The sequence below is a fragment of the Nocardia sp. NPDC004415 genome, assembly GCF_053602435.1.
On record NZ_JBSGDP010000088.1, the window covers coordinates 1 to 18999 of the forward strand.

Annotated in this window: 17 protein-coding genes; 12 read left to right on the forward strand and 5 right to left on the reverse strand. The window is 69.6% G+C overall.

Annotated elements, in window-relative coordinates:
• Positions 1–223: 223 nt before the first annotated feature.
• Positions 224–3190, forward strand: coding sequence for an excinuclease ABC subunit UvrA (uvrA, locus tag ACWEMY_RS27520; RefSeq protein WP_375938285.1), 2967 nt, complete (start codon positions 224–226; stop codon positions 3188–3190).
• 413 nt (positions 3191–3603) lie between these two features.
• Here uvrA and ACWEMY_RS27525 read toward each other — a convergent pair whose 3' ends face one another.
• A complete protein-coding gene (locus ACWEMY_RS27525; RefSeq protein ID WP_375938288.1) occupies positions 3604–3945 on the reverse strand; it encodes a DUF1844 domain-containing protein in 342 nt (113 codons plus the stop codon).
• A 358-nt stretch (positions 3946–4303) separates the two neighbouring features.
• On the opposite strand from ACWEMY_RS27525, the gene infC reads away from it, so the two are divergent.
• The 4 genes from infC to ACWEMY_RS27545 all read left to right on the forward strand — a co-directional run bounded on the left by infC (position 4304) and on the right by ACWEMY_RS27545 (position 6548).
• Positions 4304–4981 carry a translation initiation factor IF-3 gene (gene infC, locus ACWEMY_RS27530; protein WP_336086930.1) on the forward strand — a complete coding sequence of 226 codons (678 nt, stop codon included), beginning with the start codon at positions 4304–4306 and terminating at the stop codon, positions 4979–4981.
• 33 nt (positions 4982–5014) lie between these two features.
• Positions 5015–5212: a 50S ribosomal protein L35 gene (gene rpmI, locus ACWEMY_RS27535; protein ID WP_278265897.1), complete on the forward strand. Its 198-nt coding sequence runs from the start codon at positions 5015–5017 to the stop codon at positions 5210–5212.
• 116 nt (positions 5213–5328) lie between these two features.
• Entirely contained in the window at positions 5329–5715 is a 387-nt protein-coding gene (gene rplT / locus ACWEMY_RS27540) for a 50S ribosomal protein L20 (protein ID WP_019046423.1), read from the forward strand.
• Between the two features lie 35 nt (positions 5716–5750).
• Positions 5751–6548 carry a TrmH family RNA methyltransferase gene (locus tag ACWEMY_RS27545; RefSeq protein WP_452392364.1) on the forward strand — a complete coding sequence of 266 codons (798 nt, stop codon included), beginning with the start codon at positions 5751–5753 and terminating at the stop codon, positions 6546–6548.
• Between the two features lie 7 nt (positions 6549–6555).
• Here the strand turns inward: ACWEMY_RS27545 and ACWEMY_RS27550 are convergent, their stop codons facing one another.
• Complete coding sequence (locus tag ACWEMY_RS27550; protein ID WP_452392365.1) at positions 6556–7113, reverse strand: TetR/AcrR family transcriptional regulator; 558 nt, start codon at positions 7111–7113, stop codon at positions 6556–6558.
• A 125-nt stretch (positions 7114–7238) separates the two neighbouring features.
• On the opposite strand from ACWEMY_RS27550, the gene ACWEMY_RS27555 reads away from it, so the two are divergent.
• Positions 7239–8672, forward strand: coding sequence for an MFS transporter (locus tag ACWEMY_RS27555; RefSeq protein WP_452392366.1), 1434 nt, complete (start codon positions 7239–7241; stop codon positions 8670–8672).
• Between the two features lie 70 nt (positions 8673–8742).
• Here ACWEMY_RS27555 and ACWEMY_RS27560 read toward each other — a convergent pair whose 3' ends face one another.
• A complete protein-coding gene (locus tag ACWEMY_RS27560) occupies positions 8743–9216 on the reverse strand; it encodes a hypothetical protein (RefSeq protein ID WP_452392367.1) in 474 nt (157 codons plus the stop codon).
• Positions 9217–9695: 479 nt separating this feature from the next.
• On the opposite strand from ACWEMY_RS27560, the gene pheS reads away from it, so the two are divergent.
• Positions 9696–10757, forward strand: a complete 1062-nt coding sequence (gene pheS / locus ACWEMY_RS27565; protein ID WP_336086783.1) for a phenylalanine--tRNA ligase subunit alpha — start codon at positions 9696–9698, stop codon at positions 10755–10757.
• Between the two features lie 37 nt (positions 10758–10794).
• Positions 10795–13296 carry a phenylalanine--tRNA ligase subunit beta gene (pheT, locus tag ACWEMY_RS27570; protein ID WP_452392368.1) on the forward strand — a complete coding sequence of 834 codons (2502 nt, stop codon included), beginning with the start codon at positions 10795–10797 and terminating at the stop codon, positions 13294–13296.
• Positions 13297–13340: 44 nt separating this feature from the next.
• Here pheT and ACWEMY_RS27575 read toward each other — a convergent pair whose 3' ends face one another.
• Positions 13341–14546, reverse strand: coding sequence for a hypothetical protein (locus ACWEMY_RS27575; RefSeq protein ID WP_452392369.1), 1206 nt, complete (start codon positions 14544–14546; stop codon positions 13341–13343).
• Between the two features lie 103 nt (positions 14547–14649).
• Here ACWEMY_RS27575 and ACWEMY_RS27580 point away from each other — a divergent pair, with 103 nt between their 5' ends.
• Genes ACWEMY_RS27580 through ACWEMY_RS27595 form a run of 4 tightly spaced genes read left to right on the forward strand, consistent with a single transcriptional unit; the run spans position 14650 to position 18535 of the window.
• A complete protein-coding gene (locus tag ACWEMY_RS27580) occupies positions 14650–16167 on the forward strand; it encodes a TerD family protein (RefSeq protein ID WP_452392373.1) in 1518 nt (505 codons plus the stop codon).
• Positions 16164–16931 carry an alpha/beta hydrolase gene (locus ACWEMY_RS27585; RefSeq protein ID WP_452392370.1) on the forward strand — a complete coding sequence of 256 codons (768 nt, stop codon included), beginning with the start codon at positions 16164–16166 and terminating at the stop codon, positions 16929–16931. Before ACWEMY_RS27580 ends, ACWEMY_RS27585 begins: the two co-directional genes overlap by 4 nt.
• 23 nt (positions 16932–16954) lie before the next feature.
• Positions 16955–17461, forward strand: a complete 507-nt coding sequence (locus tag ACWEMY_RS27590; RefSeq protein WP_452392371.1) for a hypothetical protein — start codon at positions 16955–16957, stop codon at positions 17459–17461.
• A 48-nt stretch (positions 17462–17509) separates the two neighbouring features.
• Positions 17510–18535: a hypothetical protein gene (locus ACWEMY_RS27595; protein WP_375938317.1), complete on the forward strand. Its 1026-nt coding sequence runs from the start codon at positions 17510–17512 to the stop codon at positions 18533–18535.
• Here the strand turns inward: ACWEMY_RS27595 and ACWEMY_RS27600 are convergent.
• On the reverse strand, positions 18532–18864 hold the full coding sequence (locus ACWEMY_RS27600; protein ID WP_452392372.1) for a hypothetical protein: 333 nt from the start codon (positions 18862–18864) through the stop codon (positions 18532–18534). The genes ACWEMY_RS27595 and ACWEMY_RS27600 overlap by 4 nt on opposite strands.
• Positions 18865–18999: the final 135 nt, after the last annotated feature.

Sequence of the window (18999 nt, forward strand, 5' to 3'; positions counted from 1 at the left end):
GGTGGGCGCGCGTCGTTGTGGGGGGGTGGGGGGCGGCGGGTTGTTTCTGGTGCGTTGGGTCGGGCCACTACGACCATCCAACGGGTCCGTTCGCGACGGGACCTGAGGGGCCGCGAACTCGAGCGCCCCGGCGCTCCAACAATCCTGTCGGTGGTCGCGCCTAGCATGGCGTGCGGGGGTTCATGTCCGGGTGGCGGATGACGATGGAGAAGGGATTCACCAGGTGGCGGAACGCCTCACTGTGCGCGGAGCGAGGGAACACAACCTGAAGGGTGTGGACCTGGATCTGCCACGCGACAGCCTGATCGTGTTCACCGGTCTGTCCGGGTCCGGGAAGTCGAGCTTGGCGTTCGACACGATCTTCGCCGAGGGTCAGCGGCGCTATGTCGAGTCGCTCTCGGCGTACGCGCGGCAGTTCCTCGGGCAGATGGACAAGCCGGATGTCGATTTCATCGAGGGTCTCTCGCCCGCGGTGTCGATCGACCAGAAGTCGACCAACCGCAATCCGCGGTCGACGGTCGGCACGATCACCGAGGTGTACGACTACCTGCGGTTGCTCTATGCCCGCGCCGGTACCCCGCATTGCCCGGTGTGTGGTGAGCTGATCGCCAAGCAGAGCCCGCAGCAGATCGTCGACCAGGTGCTGGCGATGGACGAGGGCTTGAAGTTCCAGGTGCTGGCGCCGGTGGTGCGTACGCGCAAGGGCGAGTTCGTCGACCTGTTCGACCAGCTCAAGACCCAGGGTTATTCGCGGGTGCGGGTGGACGGGGTGGTGTATCCGCTGACCGATCCGCCGAAGCTGAAGAAGCAGGAGAAGCACGACGTCGAGGTCGTGGTGGACCGGTTGGCGGTGAAGTCCGGGTCCAAGCAGCGGCTCACCGATTCGATCGAGACCGCGTTGCGGCTGGCCGACGGCATCGTCGTGCTCGATTTCGTCGACCGTGACGAGCACGCCCACGATCGGGAGCGCCGGTTCTCCGAGCGTCTGGCCTGCCCGAACGGGCATCCGCTCGACATCGAGGATCTCGAGCCGCGCTCGTTCTCGTTCAACTCGCCCTATGGCGCCTGCCCGGATTGCACCGGCCTCGGCATCCGCAAGGAGGTCGACCCCGAGCTCGTCGTGCCCGATCCGGCGCTGAGCCTGGCCGAGGGCGCGATCGCGCCGTGGGCGCGCGGGCAGACCGCCGAGTACTTCAACCGGCTGCTGTCCGGCCTGGCCGAGGCGATCGGTTTCTCGATGGACACCCCGTGGCAGAGCCTGCCCGCCAAGGCCCGCAAGGCCGTGCTCGAGGGCAGCTCCGATCAGGTGCACGTCTCCTACACCAACCGCTACGGTCGCAAGCGCTCCTATTACGCCGATTTCGAGGGCGTGATGCCGTTCCTGCACCGGCGCATGGACAACACCGAGTCCGAGCAGATGAAGGAGCACTACGACGGGTACATGCGGGATGTGCCGTGCCCGGTCTGTCACGGGTCGCGGTTGCGCCCGGAGATCCTGGCGGTCACCCTGGCCGCCGACGGCACCGACAAGTCGATCGCCGAGGTGGCCGATCTGTCGATCGGCGCGTGCGCGCACTTCCTGAACTCGCTGACGCTGGGCGAGCGCGAGGCCGCCATCGCCGGGCAGGTGCTCAAGGAGATCCAGGCCCGGCTCGGCTTCCTGCTCGACGTCGGCCTGGAGTACCTGACGCTGTCGCGGGCCGCCGCGACGCTGTCCGGTGGTGAGGCCCAGCGCATCCGCCTGGCCACCCAGATCGGTTCCGGCCTGGTCGGGGTGCTCTATGTGCTCGACGAGCCGTCGATCGGCCTGCACCAGCGCGACAACCGCAGGCTGATCGAGACCCTGCTGCGGCTCAAGAAGCTGGGCAACACCCTGATCGTGGTCGAACACGACGAGGACACCATCCGCGCCTCGGACTGGGTGGTCGACATCGGCCCGCTGGCCGGTGAGCACGGTGGTCGCGTGGTGCACAGCGGCCCGTACGCCGAGCTGCTGACCGAGCCCGAGTCGCTGACCGGCGCGTATCTGTCGGGCCGCGAGCAGATCGACGTGCCGTTCGTGCGCAGGCCGGTGGACAAGAAGCGCAAGCTCACCGTGGTCGGCGCGACCGAGCACAATCTGCAGGGCATCGACGTGATGTTCCCGCTGGGTGTGCTCACCTCGGTCACCGGTGTCTCCGGCTCGGGCAAGTCGACGCTGGTCAACGACATCCTGGCGACGGTGCTGGCGAACAAGCTCAACGGCGCGCGGCAGGTGCCGGGCAGGCACACCAGGATCAACGGTGTCGATCAGCTCGACAAGCTCGTGCAGGTCGACCAGTCGCCGATCGGGCGCACCCCGCGCTCGAACCCGGCCACCTACACCGGCGTCTTCGACAAGATCCGCACCCTGTTCGCCTCCACCACCGAGGCCAAGGTCCGCGGCTATCAGCCCGGGCGGTTCTCCTTCAATGTGAAGGGCGGCCGCTGCGAGGCGTGCTCGGGTGACGGCACGCTCAAGATCGAGATGAACTTCCTGCCGGATGTCTACGTCCCGTGCGAGGTGTGCCACGGCGCCCGCTACAACCGGGAAACCCTCGAGGTGCACTACAAGGGCAAGACCATCGCGGAGGTGCTGGACATGCCGATCGACGAGGCCGCCGAGTTCTTCGAGCCGGTCACCTCGATCCACCGGTACCTGAAGACGCTGGTCGAGGTCGGGCTCGGATACGTGCGTCTCGGCCAGAGCGCGCCGACGCTGTCCGGCGGTGAGGCCCAGCGCGTGAAGCTGGCCGCCGAGCTGCAGAAACGCTCGACCGGGCGCACCGTGTACATCCTCGACGAGCCGACCACCGGTCTGCACTTCGAGGACATCCGCAAGCTGCTGAAGGTGATCAACGGGCTGGTCGACAAGGGCAACACGGTGATCGTCATCGAGCACAACCTCGATGTCATCAAGACCTCGGACTGGGTCATCGACATGGGCCCCGAGGGCGGTTCCGGTGGCGGCACGGTGGTGGCGACCGGCACCCCCGAGGACGTGGCGGCGGTCTCGGACAGCTACACCGGCCAGTTCCTGAAGGAGGTCCTCGCGGCGCCCGCGAAGGCACCGGCGAAGAAAGCCGCGAAGAAGGCTCCGGCGGCGAAGAAGGCCCCGGCGGAGACGGCCGCGGCCAAGCGTCTGGCCCGAAAGGCGGCCGCGCTGCGCTGAGCCCGGTTATCCTCCCGCCGGGGACTTTCCGAAAAAGCTGCGAAGTGAAACACTCGTGGGTAACATTCGGGCCGCGCGATCGTGGATGTCGTGCAGTACGAAAGGAACGTCCCCATGGATGAAGCCACCACGGCGCTCATCGCCCAGATCCTGTCTTTCCTCAGTGGCGGGTCCTCGCTGGCCTACGAGCCCACCAAGCCGACGGCCTGACCGGCAGAATCGAGAGGAATCACTGATGGATACCGGAAGCGCCACGTTGTTCGAGGCGATCGCCAACATGCTCGCCACCGGCTCGGCCGTCTCCGTCACCCCGGGAACACCGCCGGGTGGCACGGCCTGAGCAACGGCCCACACGAAACGAAGATCCGCCGGCGTTCGCGCCGGCGGATCTTTTCGTCTGTCGGGGGAGTGGGTCAGTACACCGGCCCGGTGTACTTCTCGCCCGGCCCGGCGCCCGGCGCGTCCGGCGTCGAGGACGCCTCGCGGAAGGCGCGCTGCAGGGCCTGCAGGCCCTCGCGGATCGGCCCGGCGTGCGGGCCCAGGTACTCCACCGACGCGGTGACCAGCCCGGCCAGCGCGGTGATCACCCGGCGCGCCTCGTCCAGGTCGACACCGGCGCCCGAGGACGGGTCCTCCCCGGCCAGGCCCAGCTTCTCCGCGGCCGAGCTCATCAGCATCACCGCGGCCCGGCTGATCACCTCGACGGCGGGGATGTCGGCCAGGTCGCGCACGGGGGGATCGAGCTCGTCAGTCATGCTGATCAGGCTATAGCGCGGCCGGGGCGGACCCGCGGCGCCGGGGCGATTCGGCGATAGCGGAATGCGATGCTAGACTTTCCGCTGACGACCGCCCCTGGTCGCGCCATGCGGCTCTGGGGCAGATAAGTGGAGCCCGACTCCCACCGTTTCCGGCGAGCAATCGTCCTCGGCAAACGGTCCCGGTCACCCGTCCTTCGCGATGGGTTCTCCGTGTGCCTGGCGCGCGGAGGTCGACACCGATCCCGCGAGGGTATCGGCTGTGGACGATCGGTCGACATCGGGCCCCGTGGCGGAGAAATACCGCACCGGGGCTTTCGTGTTGAAACAGGGGTTGCAGTTATTGCATGCGGTCGTTATGACGACACCGCTTGACCTAGGAGGCCCCATCAGCACTGAGACCCGCATCAACGATCGCATCCGTGTTCCCGAGGTCCGTCTCATCGGACCCGGCGGCGAACAGGTTGGGATCGTGCGTGTTGAAGATGCACTTCGCGTCGCGCTCGAAGCCGATCTCGACCTGGTCGAGGTGGCACCCGATGCCCGTCCGCCGGTCTGCAAGATCATGGACTACGGCAAGTTCAAGTACGAGACCGCGCAGAAGGCACGCGAGTCCCGGAAGAACCAGGTCCAGACCGTGATCAAGGAGCAGAAGCTCCGCCCGAAGATCGACGACCACGACTACGAGACCAAGAAGCGCAACGTCGTTCGCTTCCTCGAGGCCGGGTCCAAGGTCAAGGTCACGATCATGTTCCGTGGTCGTGAGCAGTCGCGACCCGAACTCGGCTTCCGGCTGCTGCAGCGGTTGGCCTCCGACGTCGCCGAACTCGGTTTCGTCGAGACCTCGGCCAAGCAGGACGGCCGCAACATGACCATGGTCCTCGCGCCCCACAAGGGTGCGAAGACGCGGGTGAAGGCACAGCAGGAATCGGCCCCGGCACGTCCGCTGCCGACCGGTCCCGCCAGTGCCGAACCGGCTGCGCTGGTCGACACCCCGGCGCCCGCCGAGCAGGCAGCGCCGGCCGACCCGCAGTAACACCGATTTCACCGACTAGATAGAGGAATCTCCATGCCGAAGAACAAGACCCACAGCGGCGCCAAGAAGCGATTCAAGGTGTCCGGCCGGGGCAAGCTGCTTCGCGAGCAGGCGAACCGTCGCCACCTCCTGGAGCACAAGTCCACCCGCCGGACTCGTCGTCTGGAAGGCACGGAGTCCGTCGCCGACGTCGATGCCCCCCGCGTGAAGCGGCTGCTCGGTCTCGCCTGATTTCCAGGCAAAGCAGACCGTCGCACCCCGACGATTCCGCGGCCGGGACACACCGGACGCCGACAACTACCGAACTCGGGCGCCTTCGCGCCCCCAGATGATCAAGGACTGACACAGTGGCACGCGTCAAAAGGGCCGTCAACGCTCAGAAGAAGCGCCGTTCCATCCTCGAGGCCTCCAAGGGCTACCGGGGCCAGCGCTCGCGCCTGTACCGCAAGGCCAAGGAACAGCAGCTCCACTCGCTGACCTACGCCTACCGCGACCGCAAGGCGCGCAAGGGTGACTTCCGCAAGCTGTGGATCGCTCGTATCAACGCCGCCGCGCGTCTGAACGACATCACCTACAACCGCTTCATCCAGGGCCTCAAGGCCGCGGGTGTCGAGGTGGACCGCAAGATCCTGGCCGAGCTCGCCGTCTCCGACGCCGAGGCCTTCGCCGGTCTGGTGGCTGTCGCCAAGGCCGCGCTGCCCGCCGACGTCAACGCGCCGGCCACCGCCGCCTGAGCTTGACGACGCACAGCGATTCGCCGGAACGACCCGTGGACGCGCTCTCCGAGCGCAATCCGCGGGTCGTTTCCGCTGTCAAGCTCCAGCGCGCCGCGCAGCGCCGCAAGGCGGGGCTGTTCCTCGCCGAGGGCGCCAATGCCGTCACCGCCGCGCTGGAGACCGGTCGTGTTCGTGAGCTGTTCTATTCGCTCGCCGCGGCCGAACGCGAGACCGCGCTGATCGCCGGTGCCGCCGCCGACGGCGTCCGCACCACGCTGGTCGCCGATCGCGCCGCCGAACACCTCGGCGAGACCGTCACCGCGCCGGGGCTGGTCGCGGTGTGCGAGCTGCTCGACGTGCCTCTCGCCACGGTGCTCGACCGTGGTCCGCGCATGCTCGCCGTGCCGGTCGAGATCGCCGAGCCCGGCAATGCGGGCACTCTCATCCGGGTCGCCGACGCGGTCGGCGCCGACGGGGTGATCCTGGCGGGGGAGACCGTCGACCCGCACAACGGCAAATGCGTCCGGGCCAGCGCGGGCAGTGTCTTCCATGTGCCGATCGCGCGCAGACGCGACATCACCGCCACCCTCGACGCCATCTCCGCCGCCGGGGTGACGATCCTGGCCACCGCCGCCACCGGCGAGGTGGACCTCGACGACGCCGACGAGATCCTCACCGGCCCGGTCGCCTGGCTGTTCGGCAACGAGGCGCACGGCCTCGACCCGGCCGTGGCCGCCCGCGCCGACCATCGCATCCGCATCCCCATCCACGGCCGCGCCGAAAGCCTGAATCTCGCCGCGGCGGCGGCGATCTGCCTCTACGCGAACGCGCGCGTGCAGCACGCGCGCTAGCGAGCGCTCAGCAGCTGGGCTCGGTGCCGGACCGGAGATCGTCGAGGATCTCGGTGGCCCAGGGGAGGGGGATCGCGTGGCTCCCGGCCACCTGCATGGCCGTCATGATCGTCAGCAACATCCCGGTGGCGACGAAACGGCGTGCTTCGAGGGTGTCGGCGCCGGTCAGTTCGCCGACCAACCGGTAGATCCGGCCGAAGCGCTCGCGCATCGGGTCGCCGATCGCGGGATCGGCGCTGGCGGCGGCGCCGTGCAGCAGCATGAGCGGTAGTTCGCGTTCGGCCAGGAACACGTCGAAGCCCTGGCCGAGGGTGCGCAGCGCCTCGGCGGTGCCGGTCTCCGGTGGGATCGGGGCGCCACGGAACAGTTCCTCGATCCGGTCGCAGACCTCGTGCAGCGCGGCGAGGAACAGCTGCTGCTTCGTGCCGAACAGCCGGATCACATAGGGCTGCGACACTCCCGCGAGCCGGGCGATCTCATCGGTTTTCGTTGCCGCGTAACCAGATTCGGCGAAGGCGCGGACGGCGGCGTCGAGTACCTGGGCGCTGCGCTCGGAGGCCGTCATCCGGGTTCTCGTCGTGCCGCCCATGGGTGTGCCTCCCTCGTGCTCCGTTGCCTCTTGACATGTTATCAGCCGATGCATAACCATTGACCGTATTAGTTATCAGTGAATAACAACAAGGGCTGGACATGACTCAGACACTCGACCCCGGCGACGCCGTTCTCGCCGAACCGCCCGCGCCCTCCGGCGCGAAATCCGTCCCGGTCGGCGCGGTGATCGCCGCCGTCGGCATCCCGATGTTCATGGTCACCCTGGACAACCTCGTCGTGACCAACGCGCTGCCGGTGATCAAGGAGGAACTGGGCGCCTCGCTGTCGGACCTGCAGTGGTTCATCAGCGCCTACACCCTCTCGTTCGCCTCGCTGCTGCTCACGGCCTCGGCGCTGGGCGACCGGATCGGCCGGCGCCGGGTGTTCCTGGCCGGCAGCGCGGTGTTCGTGGCCGCGTCGGCGGCGTGCGCGCTGGCCACCGAGCCGTGGATGCTCATCGCCGCCCGCGCGATCCAGGGCGCCGGCGGTGCCGCGGTCATGCCGCTGTCGCTGACCCTGCTCGCCGCGGCGGTGCCCGAGCGGATGCGCAGTGCCGCGATCGGCATCTGGGGTGGCCTGGCCGGGCTGGGGGTCGCGGTCGGTCCGGTGGTCGGCGGCGCGGTCGTCGAGGGACTGAACTGGCAGTGGATCTTCTGGCTCAATGTGCCGATCGGCCTGCTCGCCCTGCCGTTCGCCGCGCGCGTGCTCGCCGAATCCCGCGGCACCGCACGCAAGCTCGACCTGCTCGGGCTGGTGCTCTCGGCCGGTGGCGTGCTCGCGGTGGTGTGGGGCGTCATCCACGGCGCCGACGACGGCTGGACCTCGCGCCCGGTGCTCGCCGCGCTGATCGGTGGCGGTGTCCTGCTCGTGGCGTTCGTCGCCTGGGAGCGCGCGGCCACCGATCCGATGCTGCCGCTGCGGATGTTCGCCTCCCGCGGCCTGAGCCTGAGCTACATCGTGTCCTTCGGCTTCTCCGCCGGTGTGTTCGGCGCGATCTTCCTGCTCGCGCAGTTCTTCCAGGTGGTGCAGGGCTACTCGCCGTTGGAATCGGGCATCCGTACGATGCCGTGGACCATGGTGCCGATGGTCGTGGCGCCGCTGGCCGGGCTGGTGGTCGACCGCGTCGGCGCGCGCGTGCTCATCGCCGCCGGACAGGTGTGCCTGGCGGTGTCGCTGGGCTGGATGGCACTGATCATCAGCACCGATGTCGCGTACCCGTCGTTCATCGCCCCCTTCGTGCTCGGCGGTATCGGGATGGGCCTGACCTTCGCGCCGTCCTCCACCATCGTCATGGCCAGCGCCTCACCGGCCGATCAGGGCATGGCCTCGGGTATCAACAGCACCGTGCGCGAGGTGGGCGTGACCATGGGCATCGCGGTGCTCGCCTCGGTCTTCGCCTCGCACGGCTCCTACAGCGACCCGCAGGCCTATGTGGACGGCCTGGTGCCCGCCGTGTGGGTGGGCGCCGGTCTGGTCGCGGTCGCGGCGGTGGTGGCGGCCTTCCTGCCGCGCCACGCCACGCAGCAGGGCTGATCCGGCCTCGGCGGGCTCGCGTGCCTCGTCGGTGCGCGGGTCCGCCGTGCTCGGTGTCCGTCCGTGGGACTCAGGCCGCGGGTCCGGCCGGGGCCGGATACGCCGCCGGGTGTGTGGATACCGCGATCGGCGCCGGCAGCGCGACGATCTGCTGTGGATCCTCGTACAGAATCGTCCCCGGATCATCGGAATCCAGGCGCTCCCAGGCGATCCCGTGCCGGTCGAGAATGTCGAGGTACCCGCTGACCCGGTCGATCATCGGCAGCGCCGTCGCCTTGAACCACGCCACCGCCCCCGGATGCCGGTCGCGGTCGTAGACGCGCCGGTCCACCTCGTAGGGATTCACCAGGTGATCGGTGAACCAATCGTTGCCGCTGCGGCGGAACCGCTCCTGCTCCACGCTCAGCCGACCCTCCGACGACAGACCGTTGACCAGGGCGAACACGCCGGGGCACACCCCGTGGCGATTCGGGTGGATCGCCTGGAAGCGCACATACCGCCGCGGCACCGACGGCTCCGACCGGCGATCGGGCTCCCGTCTCATTCGGCCTCCTCCGCGCGCGTCGGTCCAGACCCGGGCGCGCTCTCCGGGCGCTCGCACCGGCCGAGGGCCCGCGGGAACGGGCGGCGGCTCGCCGGGCGGATGCCGAGTCCACACAGTGCCAGACCGCTGCCGGGCGCGGTGCGGCGGACACGTCTGCCTTGGGGCGGGGTCGAATCGCAAGTCTGTTCAGGCATCGAACCGTCCTGTCCTCGAGTCGAACACGCTGATGTGTTTGATCGGTTGGACGGGACACGGACCGATTCGGTTCCCTCGAATTTCGCGGAGGTCCGCGATGTGGCACGGAACCGGCCTGACCTGGACTTGTCGGTCGTCATCGGGACCCGCTGACCGGGGTGGTGGTGTCCGGCGGTAATCCGGATGAACCGCGCGAACCCGATCCCATAGGATTTATCCAGCACCGATGCGGGTTGGCAATGACGCGCCCGTGAACCGATCCCCAGGGGAGAGTCGAGAAGATCGTGGCCGACGACAACAGCGGAGTCGAGCAGAACGCCTCTTTGACCGAGGAGGCACTCGCGGCAGCGGCGGCGGAGGCCGAGAAGGCGTTCGCGGCGGCGGCCGATCTGGATGCGCTGGCGGTCGCCAAGACCGACTTCATCGGCGGCAAGTCGCCGATCGCGCTGGCGCAGCGCGGACTGGGCAGCCTGCCCAAGGAGGAGAAGGCCGAGGCGGGCAAGCGGGTCAACATCGCCCGCAAGCGGGTCTCCGACGCCTTCGAGGCGCGCCGTGCGGCGCTGCTGGAAGAGCGTGATCAGGCCGTGCTGGTGGCCGAGAAGATCGACGTCACCGCGCCCGCGCGCCGTCGCCCGGCGGGTGCCCGGCACCCGATCACCGTCATCTCCGAGGAGATCGCCGACGTGTTCGTCGCGATGGGCTGGGAGGTCGCCGAGGGTCCCGAGGTGGAGACCGAGCACTTCAACTTCGACGCGCTCAACTTCCTGCCCGACCACCCGGCGCGCACCATGCAGGACACCTTCCACATCGCCCCGGAGGGTTCGCGCCAGGTGCTGCGCACGCACACCTCCCCGGTGCAGGTGCGCTCCATGCTGGAACGCGATGTGCCGATCTACGTGGTGTGTCCCGGGCGCACCTTCCGCACCGACGAGCTCGACGCCACCCACACCCCGGTGTTCTCCCAGGTGGAGGGTCTGGCGATCGACAAGGGCCTGACCATGGCGCATCTGCGCGGCACCCTGGACGCGTTCGCGCGCGCCCTGTTCGGACCCGACACGCGAACCCGCATGCGCCCCAACTACTTCCCGTTCACCGAACCCTCGGCCGAGGTCGACGTGTGGTTCCCGGACAAGAAGGGCGGCGCGGGCTGGGTCGAATGGGGTGGCTGCGGCATGGTCAACCCGAAGGTGCTGATCGCCAGCGGCATCGATCCGGAGGTGTACTCCGGCTTCGCCTTCGGCATGGGCATGGAGCGCACGCTGCAGTTCCGCAACGGCATCCCCGACATGCGCGACATCGTCGAGGGCGACGTGCGGTTCACCCTGCCCTTCGGTATCCGGTCCTGAGCGACACCCCCTTTCGACACAGAGAGCGAAACGTCAAGTGCGAGTAGCGCAGTCCTGGCTGACCGAGATCCTGCAGCGCACCACCCCGGAGTGGTCGGTGTCGGCCGAAGAGCTCGACGCCGGCTTCGTCCGCGTCGGCCTCGAGGTCGAGGAGGTCGACAAGCTGACCCCGATCGGCGGCGACATCGACAAGCCGCTGGTGGTCGGCCGCGTCGCCGAGATCACCGAACTCACCGAGTTCAAGAAGCCGATCCGCTTCTGCAAGGTCGACGTCGGCAACCCGGAGTTGCAGGAGATCGTCTGCGGCGCGCGCAATTTCGCGGTCGGCGACCTGGTCGTGGTGGTGCTGCCCGGTGGCGAGCTGCCGGGTGGGTTCAAGATCTCCTCGCGCAAGACCTACGGGCACACCTCCAACGGCATGATCTGTTCGGTGGCCGAGCTGGGCATCGGCAAGGACCACGACGGCATCCTGGTGCTCGAGCCCGGCTCCGCGCAGCCCGGTGACGACGCCAATGTGCTGCTGGGCACCGACGACACCATCATCGAACTCAACATCACCCCCGACCGCGGCTACTGCTTCTCGGTGCGCGGCCTGGCCCGTGAGCTGGCCTGCGGCTTCGACCTCGAATACGCCGACCCGGCCGTGCGGACCCTGGGCGACGGGGAGTCCGAAGCGTGGCCGGTGCGGCTCGAGGCCGACTCGGAGTGCACCCGTTTCGGCGCACGCCGGGTCACCGGGATCGACCCGAACGCGGTGAGCCCGCTGTGGCTGCAGCGCAGGCTGATGCTGTCGGGGATGCGCCCGATCTCCCCGGCCGTCGACGTCACCAACTACGTGATGCTCGAGCTGGGCCAGCCGCTGCACGCCTTCGACGCCGCCAAGCTGCACGGCGGCCTGGTCGTGCGCTCGGCCAACCGGGGCGAGACGCTGCGCACCCTCGACGACACCGAGCGCACCCTCGACGCCGAGGACGTGGTGATCGCCGACGACACCGGCGTGATCTCGCTGGCCGGGGTGATGGGCGGCGCGAGCACCGAGGTCGGTGCCGAGACCACCGATGTGGTGCTCGAGGCCGCCACCTGGAACCCGCTGCGTGTCTACCGGACCGCGCGCAGGCACAAGCTGGTCTCCGAGGCGGGCAAGCGCTACGAGCGCGTCGTCGACCCGGAGATCAATGTGATCGCGCTCGATCGCGCCGCCACGCTGCTGGCCGAGATCACCGGTGGCACCATCGAATCCACGCTCACCGACATCCGCGTCCCGCTGCCCGCCGCCACGCCGATCGCGATGGACATCGACCTGCCCGACCGCGTCGCCGGTGTCACCTACCCGGCGGGCACCGCCGTGCGCAGGCTGGCCCAGATCGGCGCGGGTGTCGAGATCGAGGTCAACGACGCGGGTCGCACCCAGCTGCTGGTGACCCCGCCGAGCTGGCGGCCCGACCTGTCCCAGCCCGCCGACCTGGTCGAGGAGGTGCTGCGGCTGGAAGGACTCGAGCAGATCCCGTCGGTGCTGCCCGCCGCCCCGGCCGGTCGTGGCCTGACCGCCAAGCAGCAGCGGCGCCGGGCCGTGAGCCGGGCACTGGCGTTCGACGGCGCCGTCGAGGTGCCCGCGCCGGTGTTCCTGCCCGCCGGTGTCTTCGACGTGTGGGGCCTGGACGCCGAGGACCCGCGCCGCAACACCACCAGCGTGCTGAACCCGCTCGACACCGACCGTCCCGAGCTGGCCACCACCCTGCTGCCGGGTCTGCTCGAGGTGGCCGCGCGCAATATCTCGCGCGGCGCCCGTGACCTCACCATCTACGGCATCGCCCAGGTGGTGCTGCCGGGCGCGCAGACCCACGCGGTCGAGGCGCTGCCCGTGGATCGCCGACCCACCGACGAGCAGATCGCCGAGCTCATCGGCTCGCTGCCCGCCCAGCCGGTGCACGTGGCCGCGGTGCTCAGCGGCAAGCGGGAACCGCGCGGTCCGTGGGGGCCGGGGCGCCAGGCCGAGGCCGCCGACGCGTTCGCGCTGGTCGACGCCGTCGCCGACGCGGCCGGTGTCACCATCGAGCGCCGGGCCGCCGCCTACCTGCCGTGGCACCCGGGCCGCTGTGCGGAACTGGTCGTGGACGGGACCGTCGTCGGGCACGCGGGTGAGCTGCACCCGGCCGTGCTCGAGCGCGCGGGCCTGCCGCCGCGCACCTGCGCCTTCGAACTCGACCTCGACGCGCTGCCGCTGACGGCCTCGCGTCCGGCGCCGACGGTGTCGGCGTTCCCGGCCGTCCTGCAGGACGTGTCGGTGAGCGTCGAGAAGACCGTCCCCGCCGCCGAGGTCGAATCGGCCCTGCGCACCGGCGGCGGCGACCTGCTCGAGGACATCTCGCTGTTCGACATCTACGAGGGCGCCCAGGCCGGTGAGGGCCGCAAGTCCCTCACCTACGCCCTGCGCTTCCGCGCCCCCGACCGCACCCTCACCGAGGACGAGGCCAGCGCCGCCCGCGACGCCGCCGTCGCCTCGGCCACCAGCGCGGTCGGCGCCGAACTGCGCGGTTGACGGTCGCCACGGAGGGAAGCAGCCCGCTTCCCTCCGCGCGTGGTTCATGACGACATGGCGCGCGCGTAGTCGGGGAATCGCGCGCGCAGCGCCGCGTCGAAGGCGTGCGCTCGCTCGTGCGAGTCCAGATTCCCGAGGTCCGGACGGGCCAGATACCAGCGCATGAGGGCTGCCGCCTCCGGGTGGCCGTGCGCGGCGGTGAAAGCGATGGTGGCCCGCACCTGGGCGGTGTCCACCGACTCGACACCCCACCGGTTGCGAGTGCGCTGGGCTCGGGAAACGACGTCGGCGAGGGTCGTGTACCCGGCGAACCACGTGGCCATCGGGCCGTCCAGGTAGCGCAGGACCCAGCGCACACCGTAGTCGATGTCCTCGGCGCACCCCATGGTCACGGTGTCGCGATAGGCGGGGTCGCTGTCGGGATCGAAGGCGCACTCGTCGATCTCGCCGAACTCGGGGAACCAGCGCTTGCCCTGGCGATTCGCGTGCTCCGGCAGTGCCGAGAGCACTTCGGCGGCGGCCGTCGACAGGACACTCACCGTGCCTCCGACCCGGATACCGCCGAGTCCCGCGCGGTCGATCGACAGGGCGAGCCCTGCGCTGAGGCCGGGAATCGGGGTATCGGCGGTGAACCACGTCCGCCATCCGTCCAGCGACGGTGACGGCCGGAAACCCTTGTCTGCCAGCGCATCCGCCAGCGCCGCCGGGAATCCGGCCAGCACGTCGGCGTCTCCCGCGGTCTCGAGGATGTCGAACGGCTCCGCGTCGATCCCGACGACGCCGCTGCCGCACTGGTATCCGGTGAGGTCGGTGGCGAGGCCGAGAACCCCGGAGAAGTAGTCCACCGGGTCGTCCTGGTCTTCCGGATCGGGCCGCCGGTGGCGCTCGACGGCCGCGAGGACCTCGGCGGGTACCTCACCCCAGACCTCGAGCTCGTCGCAGTCCGCGGCGAGACCCCACAGCTTGTGGCCGTCGCGCCACAGCACCAGCTCGGCACCGCCGGAACCGTCGACCTCACCGACGGCGATCACCTCGCCGCCCGCGGACAGCTCCGCGAGATCCCAGGTGTCCTCGACGAGCTCTTCCGCGTTGTCCTCGACCAGCAGATAGGCCCCGTCGGCCCGGCAGGTGCCGACCAGCCACCCTTCCGGATGATCCGTCCGGTCCCCGCTCGGTCGCACGCCGAGTCCCGCCCAGATCCGCTCCGGCTCGCGCCCGCGCACGAGCATCCAATTCGACGTGAATCCCATTCCGCTGTCCCCGCTTTCGTCTCGCTGCGGGAGACGGTAGCCAAGCGGTCCGACACCCGTGGCCCGCGACGGGGCGGGGCGGGATAGGTTGGACGGCGTGTCGATGATGAAAGGCGCCAATGTGGCGGTGCCTGCTGCCTCGGTCCGGGTCGAGTTGGGTTGGCAGTCGGGGGTGGGGGTGCCGGACGCGGACGCGTCGGCGCTGTTGCTCGCCGGGGCCAAGGTGCGTTCCGACGACGACTTCGTGTTCTACAACCAGGCGGTGCATCCGTCCGGGGCGGTGCGGCACGAGGGCAAGCAGCAGGGGGTCACGGTCGTCGACGCGCTGTCGGTGAATCTGGCGCAGGTGGAGGCGCAGATCGAGACGATCGTGCTGGCCGCCTCCGCCGATGGTGGCACCTTCGGGCAGTTCCACGGCCTCTACATCCGGGTGCTCGACGCGGCGACCGGCGCCGAACTCGCGCGCTTCGACAGCACCGGCGCCACCACCGAGACGGCCTTCGTGCTCGGCGAGCTGTACCGCAGGCAGGGCGCGTGGAAGTTCCGTGCGGTCGGTCAGGGCTACGACTCCGGATTGGCCGGTCTCGCCACCGATTTCGGCATCTCCGTCGACGACGAACCCACCCCGTCCGCACCCACCCAGCAGTACGCGCCGCCGGTGGGTCAGACGCCGTTCCCCGCCCCGACTCCACCGCACGTCCCGGCCGCGCACCCCGCACCCGCGCCGCCGTTTCCCGCTACCGGTCACCCGCACCCCGGCCAGCCGCCCGCTCCGCACCCCGGCTACCCGGTCGCCCCGGGCCAGCCGTCCGCTGCGCCCCCATACCCCGGCCAGTCGCCTGTCGCCGCACCGCACCCCGGTCAGCCCGCTCCGTACCCTGGCCAACCACACGTTCCCGCTGCGACGCATCCTCCCGCCGGCCAGTCCGGGCAGCCTCAGCCCTACGCCGCCGACCAGCCTGCTTCCGGCCAGCCGCAAGGCGCCCCCGTCAACCTCGGCAAGGTCTCGCTCACCAAGGAAGCCCCGTCGGTCTCCCTGACGAAACACGGTGCCACCGGTGGTGTCATGCGGGTGAACCTGAACTGGACCTCGATGGCCGCCACCGGCCGCCTGTTCGGCAAGCTGCGCGGTAAGAACATCGACCTCGACCTGTGCTGCTTCTACGAGCTGGTCAACGGCGCGATCGGCTCGGTGCGCGCGCTGGACCGCCGCTTCGGCGCGCTGTACGAACCGCCGTTCATCCACCTGGACCAGGACGACCGCACCGGCGCGAGCATCACCGGCGAGAACCTGTCGATCAATCTCGACTGCACCCAGTTCTTCCGCCGCATCCTGGTCTTCGCCTCGATCTACGACGGCGCCAGCGATTTCCGCGGTGTACACGCCACGGTCACCCTGCACCCGGTGGGTTCGGCGCCGATCGAGATGACTCTCGACGGGTGCACCGACAATTCGCGCGACGCGGTGCTGGCGGTGCTCGAGAATGTGAACGGGGAGCTCGTGGTGCGCCGCGAGGGCGCGTTCATCCGGCCGCCCGCCGGTCAGCCGGGCGGTGGCGTGATGGAGATCGCCCGGCTCTACCACTGGGACTTCGGTTTCCAGGCGGGCCGCGGAAAATGATCCGCCATCCCGCGACCCGGGTGCTGAATGCGCTGGTCTACCACCCGGTCAAGCACGTCGCGCAGACCCCGGCCGCACTCGGCCTGAAGTACCGGGATCTGAGCATGCGCACCGCTGACGGCATCGACGTGCACGGCTGGTTCGTGCCCGCCGAGCGTCCGCGCGGGCACATCCTCTACGCGCACGGCAACGCGGGCACCATCGGCGACCGCGTCGCCATCATCGCCCTGCTGGTCGCCGCCGGCTTCGACGTGCTGGCCTTCGACTACCGCGGATTCGGCCACAGCACCGGCACACCGGGGGAGCAGGGCACCTATCTCGACGCGCGCGCCGCCCGCACCGCCCTGCTCGAGCAGCCGGGCGTCGACCCCGAACGCGTCCTCTACCTGGGCAAATCCCTCGGCGGCGGCGTGCTGCTGGAACTGGCCACCGAGCACCTGCCCGCGGGCATGATCCTCATGTCGACCTTCAGCGGCATGCGTGACGCGGCCCGCTCGGTCTACCCGTTCCTGCCCGCGCCGCTCATCCCGGACGCCTACCCGAGCCTGCGCCGGATCGCGACCCTGCGGGTGCCGATCCTGATGATGCACGGCGACCGCGACGAACTGCTCCCGCTGCGCCACGCCGAACGCCTCTACGCGGCCGCCGCCGAACCCAAGCAGCTCATCGTGGTGCCCGGCGCGGGCCACAACGACGTCATCGACACCTTGGGCGCGCGCTGGCCGAAGCTCATCGCCGAATGGTCGGAATTCCTCGACAGCTGAGCGGTGCTGCGTAGCCTGGCGGTATGAGCGAAACCAGCGAGATCCTCGGCCGCCTGGCGGCGCTGCCCGACGCCGACCTGGTGACGGTCCTGCGCGCCGCGGTCGCGGGCAGGCCGGGGCTGGTCGAGGTCGCCGCCGCGCTGGCCCAGGTGGAAACCGGTCATGCCGAGACCGGCACGCCTGTGAACCTCGACACGGTCGTCGTCGAGGCGGATGTGGTGCCCGTCGCATCGGAGCAGGTCGGGGGCACCATGCCGGTACCGCCGGTACCGCATGGCGTGCCGGGCGCCGCCGCACCCACCGTCACCGGCGCGTATTCGCCCTCCGGCGTGCCGACATTCGACGCGGTTCGGGATAAGGTCGAGCAGCGTTACGGCACCGCGCAGGGGATGGGTGAGCTCGATCGGCAGACCCCGGCGGGTCGCAGCGCCGACGAACAGTGGGAGACGCGGGAGAAAGCCGCGCGTGAGCGCCTGGCACAGATCCGGAAATCGATGCATCGCGACGATTCCGGCGCCGGCGACCAGTAGCCGAGAGGTCTCCCGTCCGAGCAACGACCGTGATGGGTGGACCCGACCATGACACAGGCGCGCCAGATCGCCGAACAACTGCTCGACGCGCAGGTGGACTTCCTGCTCGGCGAGGTCACCGGCGACCGGTTCGCCGAGGTGATCGCCCGCGATGTGGCCGCGGTGCTGGCCGTCGGCGACACCATCGTCTTCGGTGACGTGGTCTCCCTCGAGCAGGGCGAGGAGACGGTCGCGACCGTTTTCGACCGCATCGGTGGCAGCCCGGTCATCGCCGACACCGTCGGCATCTTCTCCGACGCCATCTACGACCACATCGCCGCCAACACCGAGTACACCCTCGGCGATGTCGTCGACCGTGAGCCGGTGGAGGCGCTGCTGGAGAAGATCTTCGGCATGCATCAGGCCCAGGAGCGGATTCTGGACCGGCTCACCGAGAGCCCGCTGGTCGCCACCGTGGCCTCCCGTTTCGTCGACAAGCTGATCGGCGACTTCATGCAGGCCAATCGTGAACGCGCCGAGAAGATCCCGGGTGTCTCCTCGCTGATGTCGCTGGGCCAGTCGGCGGCCAACAGGGCCAAGAAGGTCGCCGACAGCACCTTCGTCGGTGACCTCGCGGGCAAGGGCGCCCTGTTCGCGCTCAAGCGCACCAACAACGCCATCCGCGACATGCTGCGCGACGCCCCCGTGCATTCGGCGGCCATGGAATTCTGGGATCTGCACGCCGACGAGCCGGTCGCGGGCCTGCGCGAATACCTCACCCAGAAGGATCTCAACGAGCTGGTCCAGATCTGCTACGAGATCGCCGTGACCACCCGCGAGAAGGAATACTTCGGCCTGCTGGTGCGCGAATGCGTCGAGGTCTTCTACCAGAAGTACAGCGGCCACACCCTCTCGGCCATGCTCCCCGAACTCGGCCTCACCGCCGAGGACATCAGCACCGAGATCCTGCGCTACGGCCCCGCCGTCATCGAAGCCGCCAAGCGCAACGGCGTCCTGGCCGGCCTCATCCGCGAACGCCTCGAGCCTTTCTTCCTCTCCGACCAGGTCCTGGCCATCCTCACCCCGGCCACCTAGAGATCGAGGTCGGTCAATGCCTGGCGCAGCGGGATCGCGTTGCGCCAGGCCAGAATCCGCCGTCGCCGCACATCAGCGGCCGAACGCGGCCGGAACCCGGGCCCGCAGCCCTGGCAACAGGTGGAGTGGAAACGCAGGCCCGCGTCGAGAACGGCGGTGAGCGCCCGCCACGCGTCCCGATCGCGTTTAGGTGGTACAGCGAGGCAGCGTCCCGCGTCGATCATCGGCGCCCGGCAGCGTGGACACCGCCTGCCGTGCTCGCTGGGCCGGATCTTGACCGCGACCCGGCACGACAGACAGAGATGATGACTGGAATATGGCGCCCCCATCCGGCCATCGTAGGCAGCCACATTCCCGTTGAGCCAACCGTTTTCCGGATGACCCTGGTGGTTGGTCCGGCTCGATAGCGCCGACCCGGCTGGGGACCGAACACGCGAATCCCCTGGCGGCGACGAGGGAGCGGC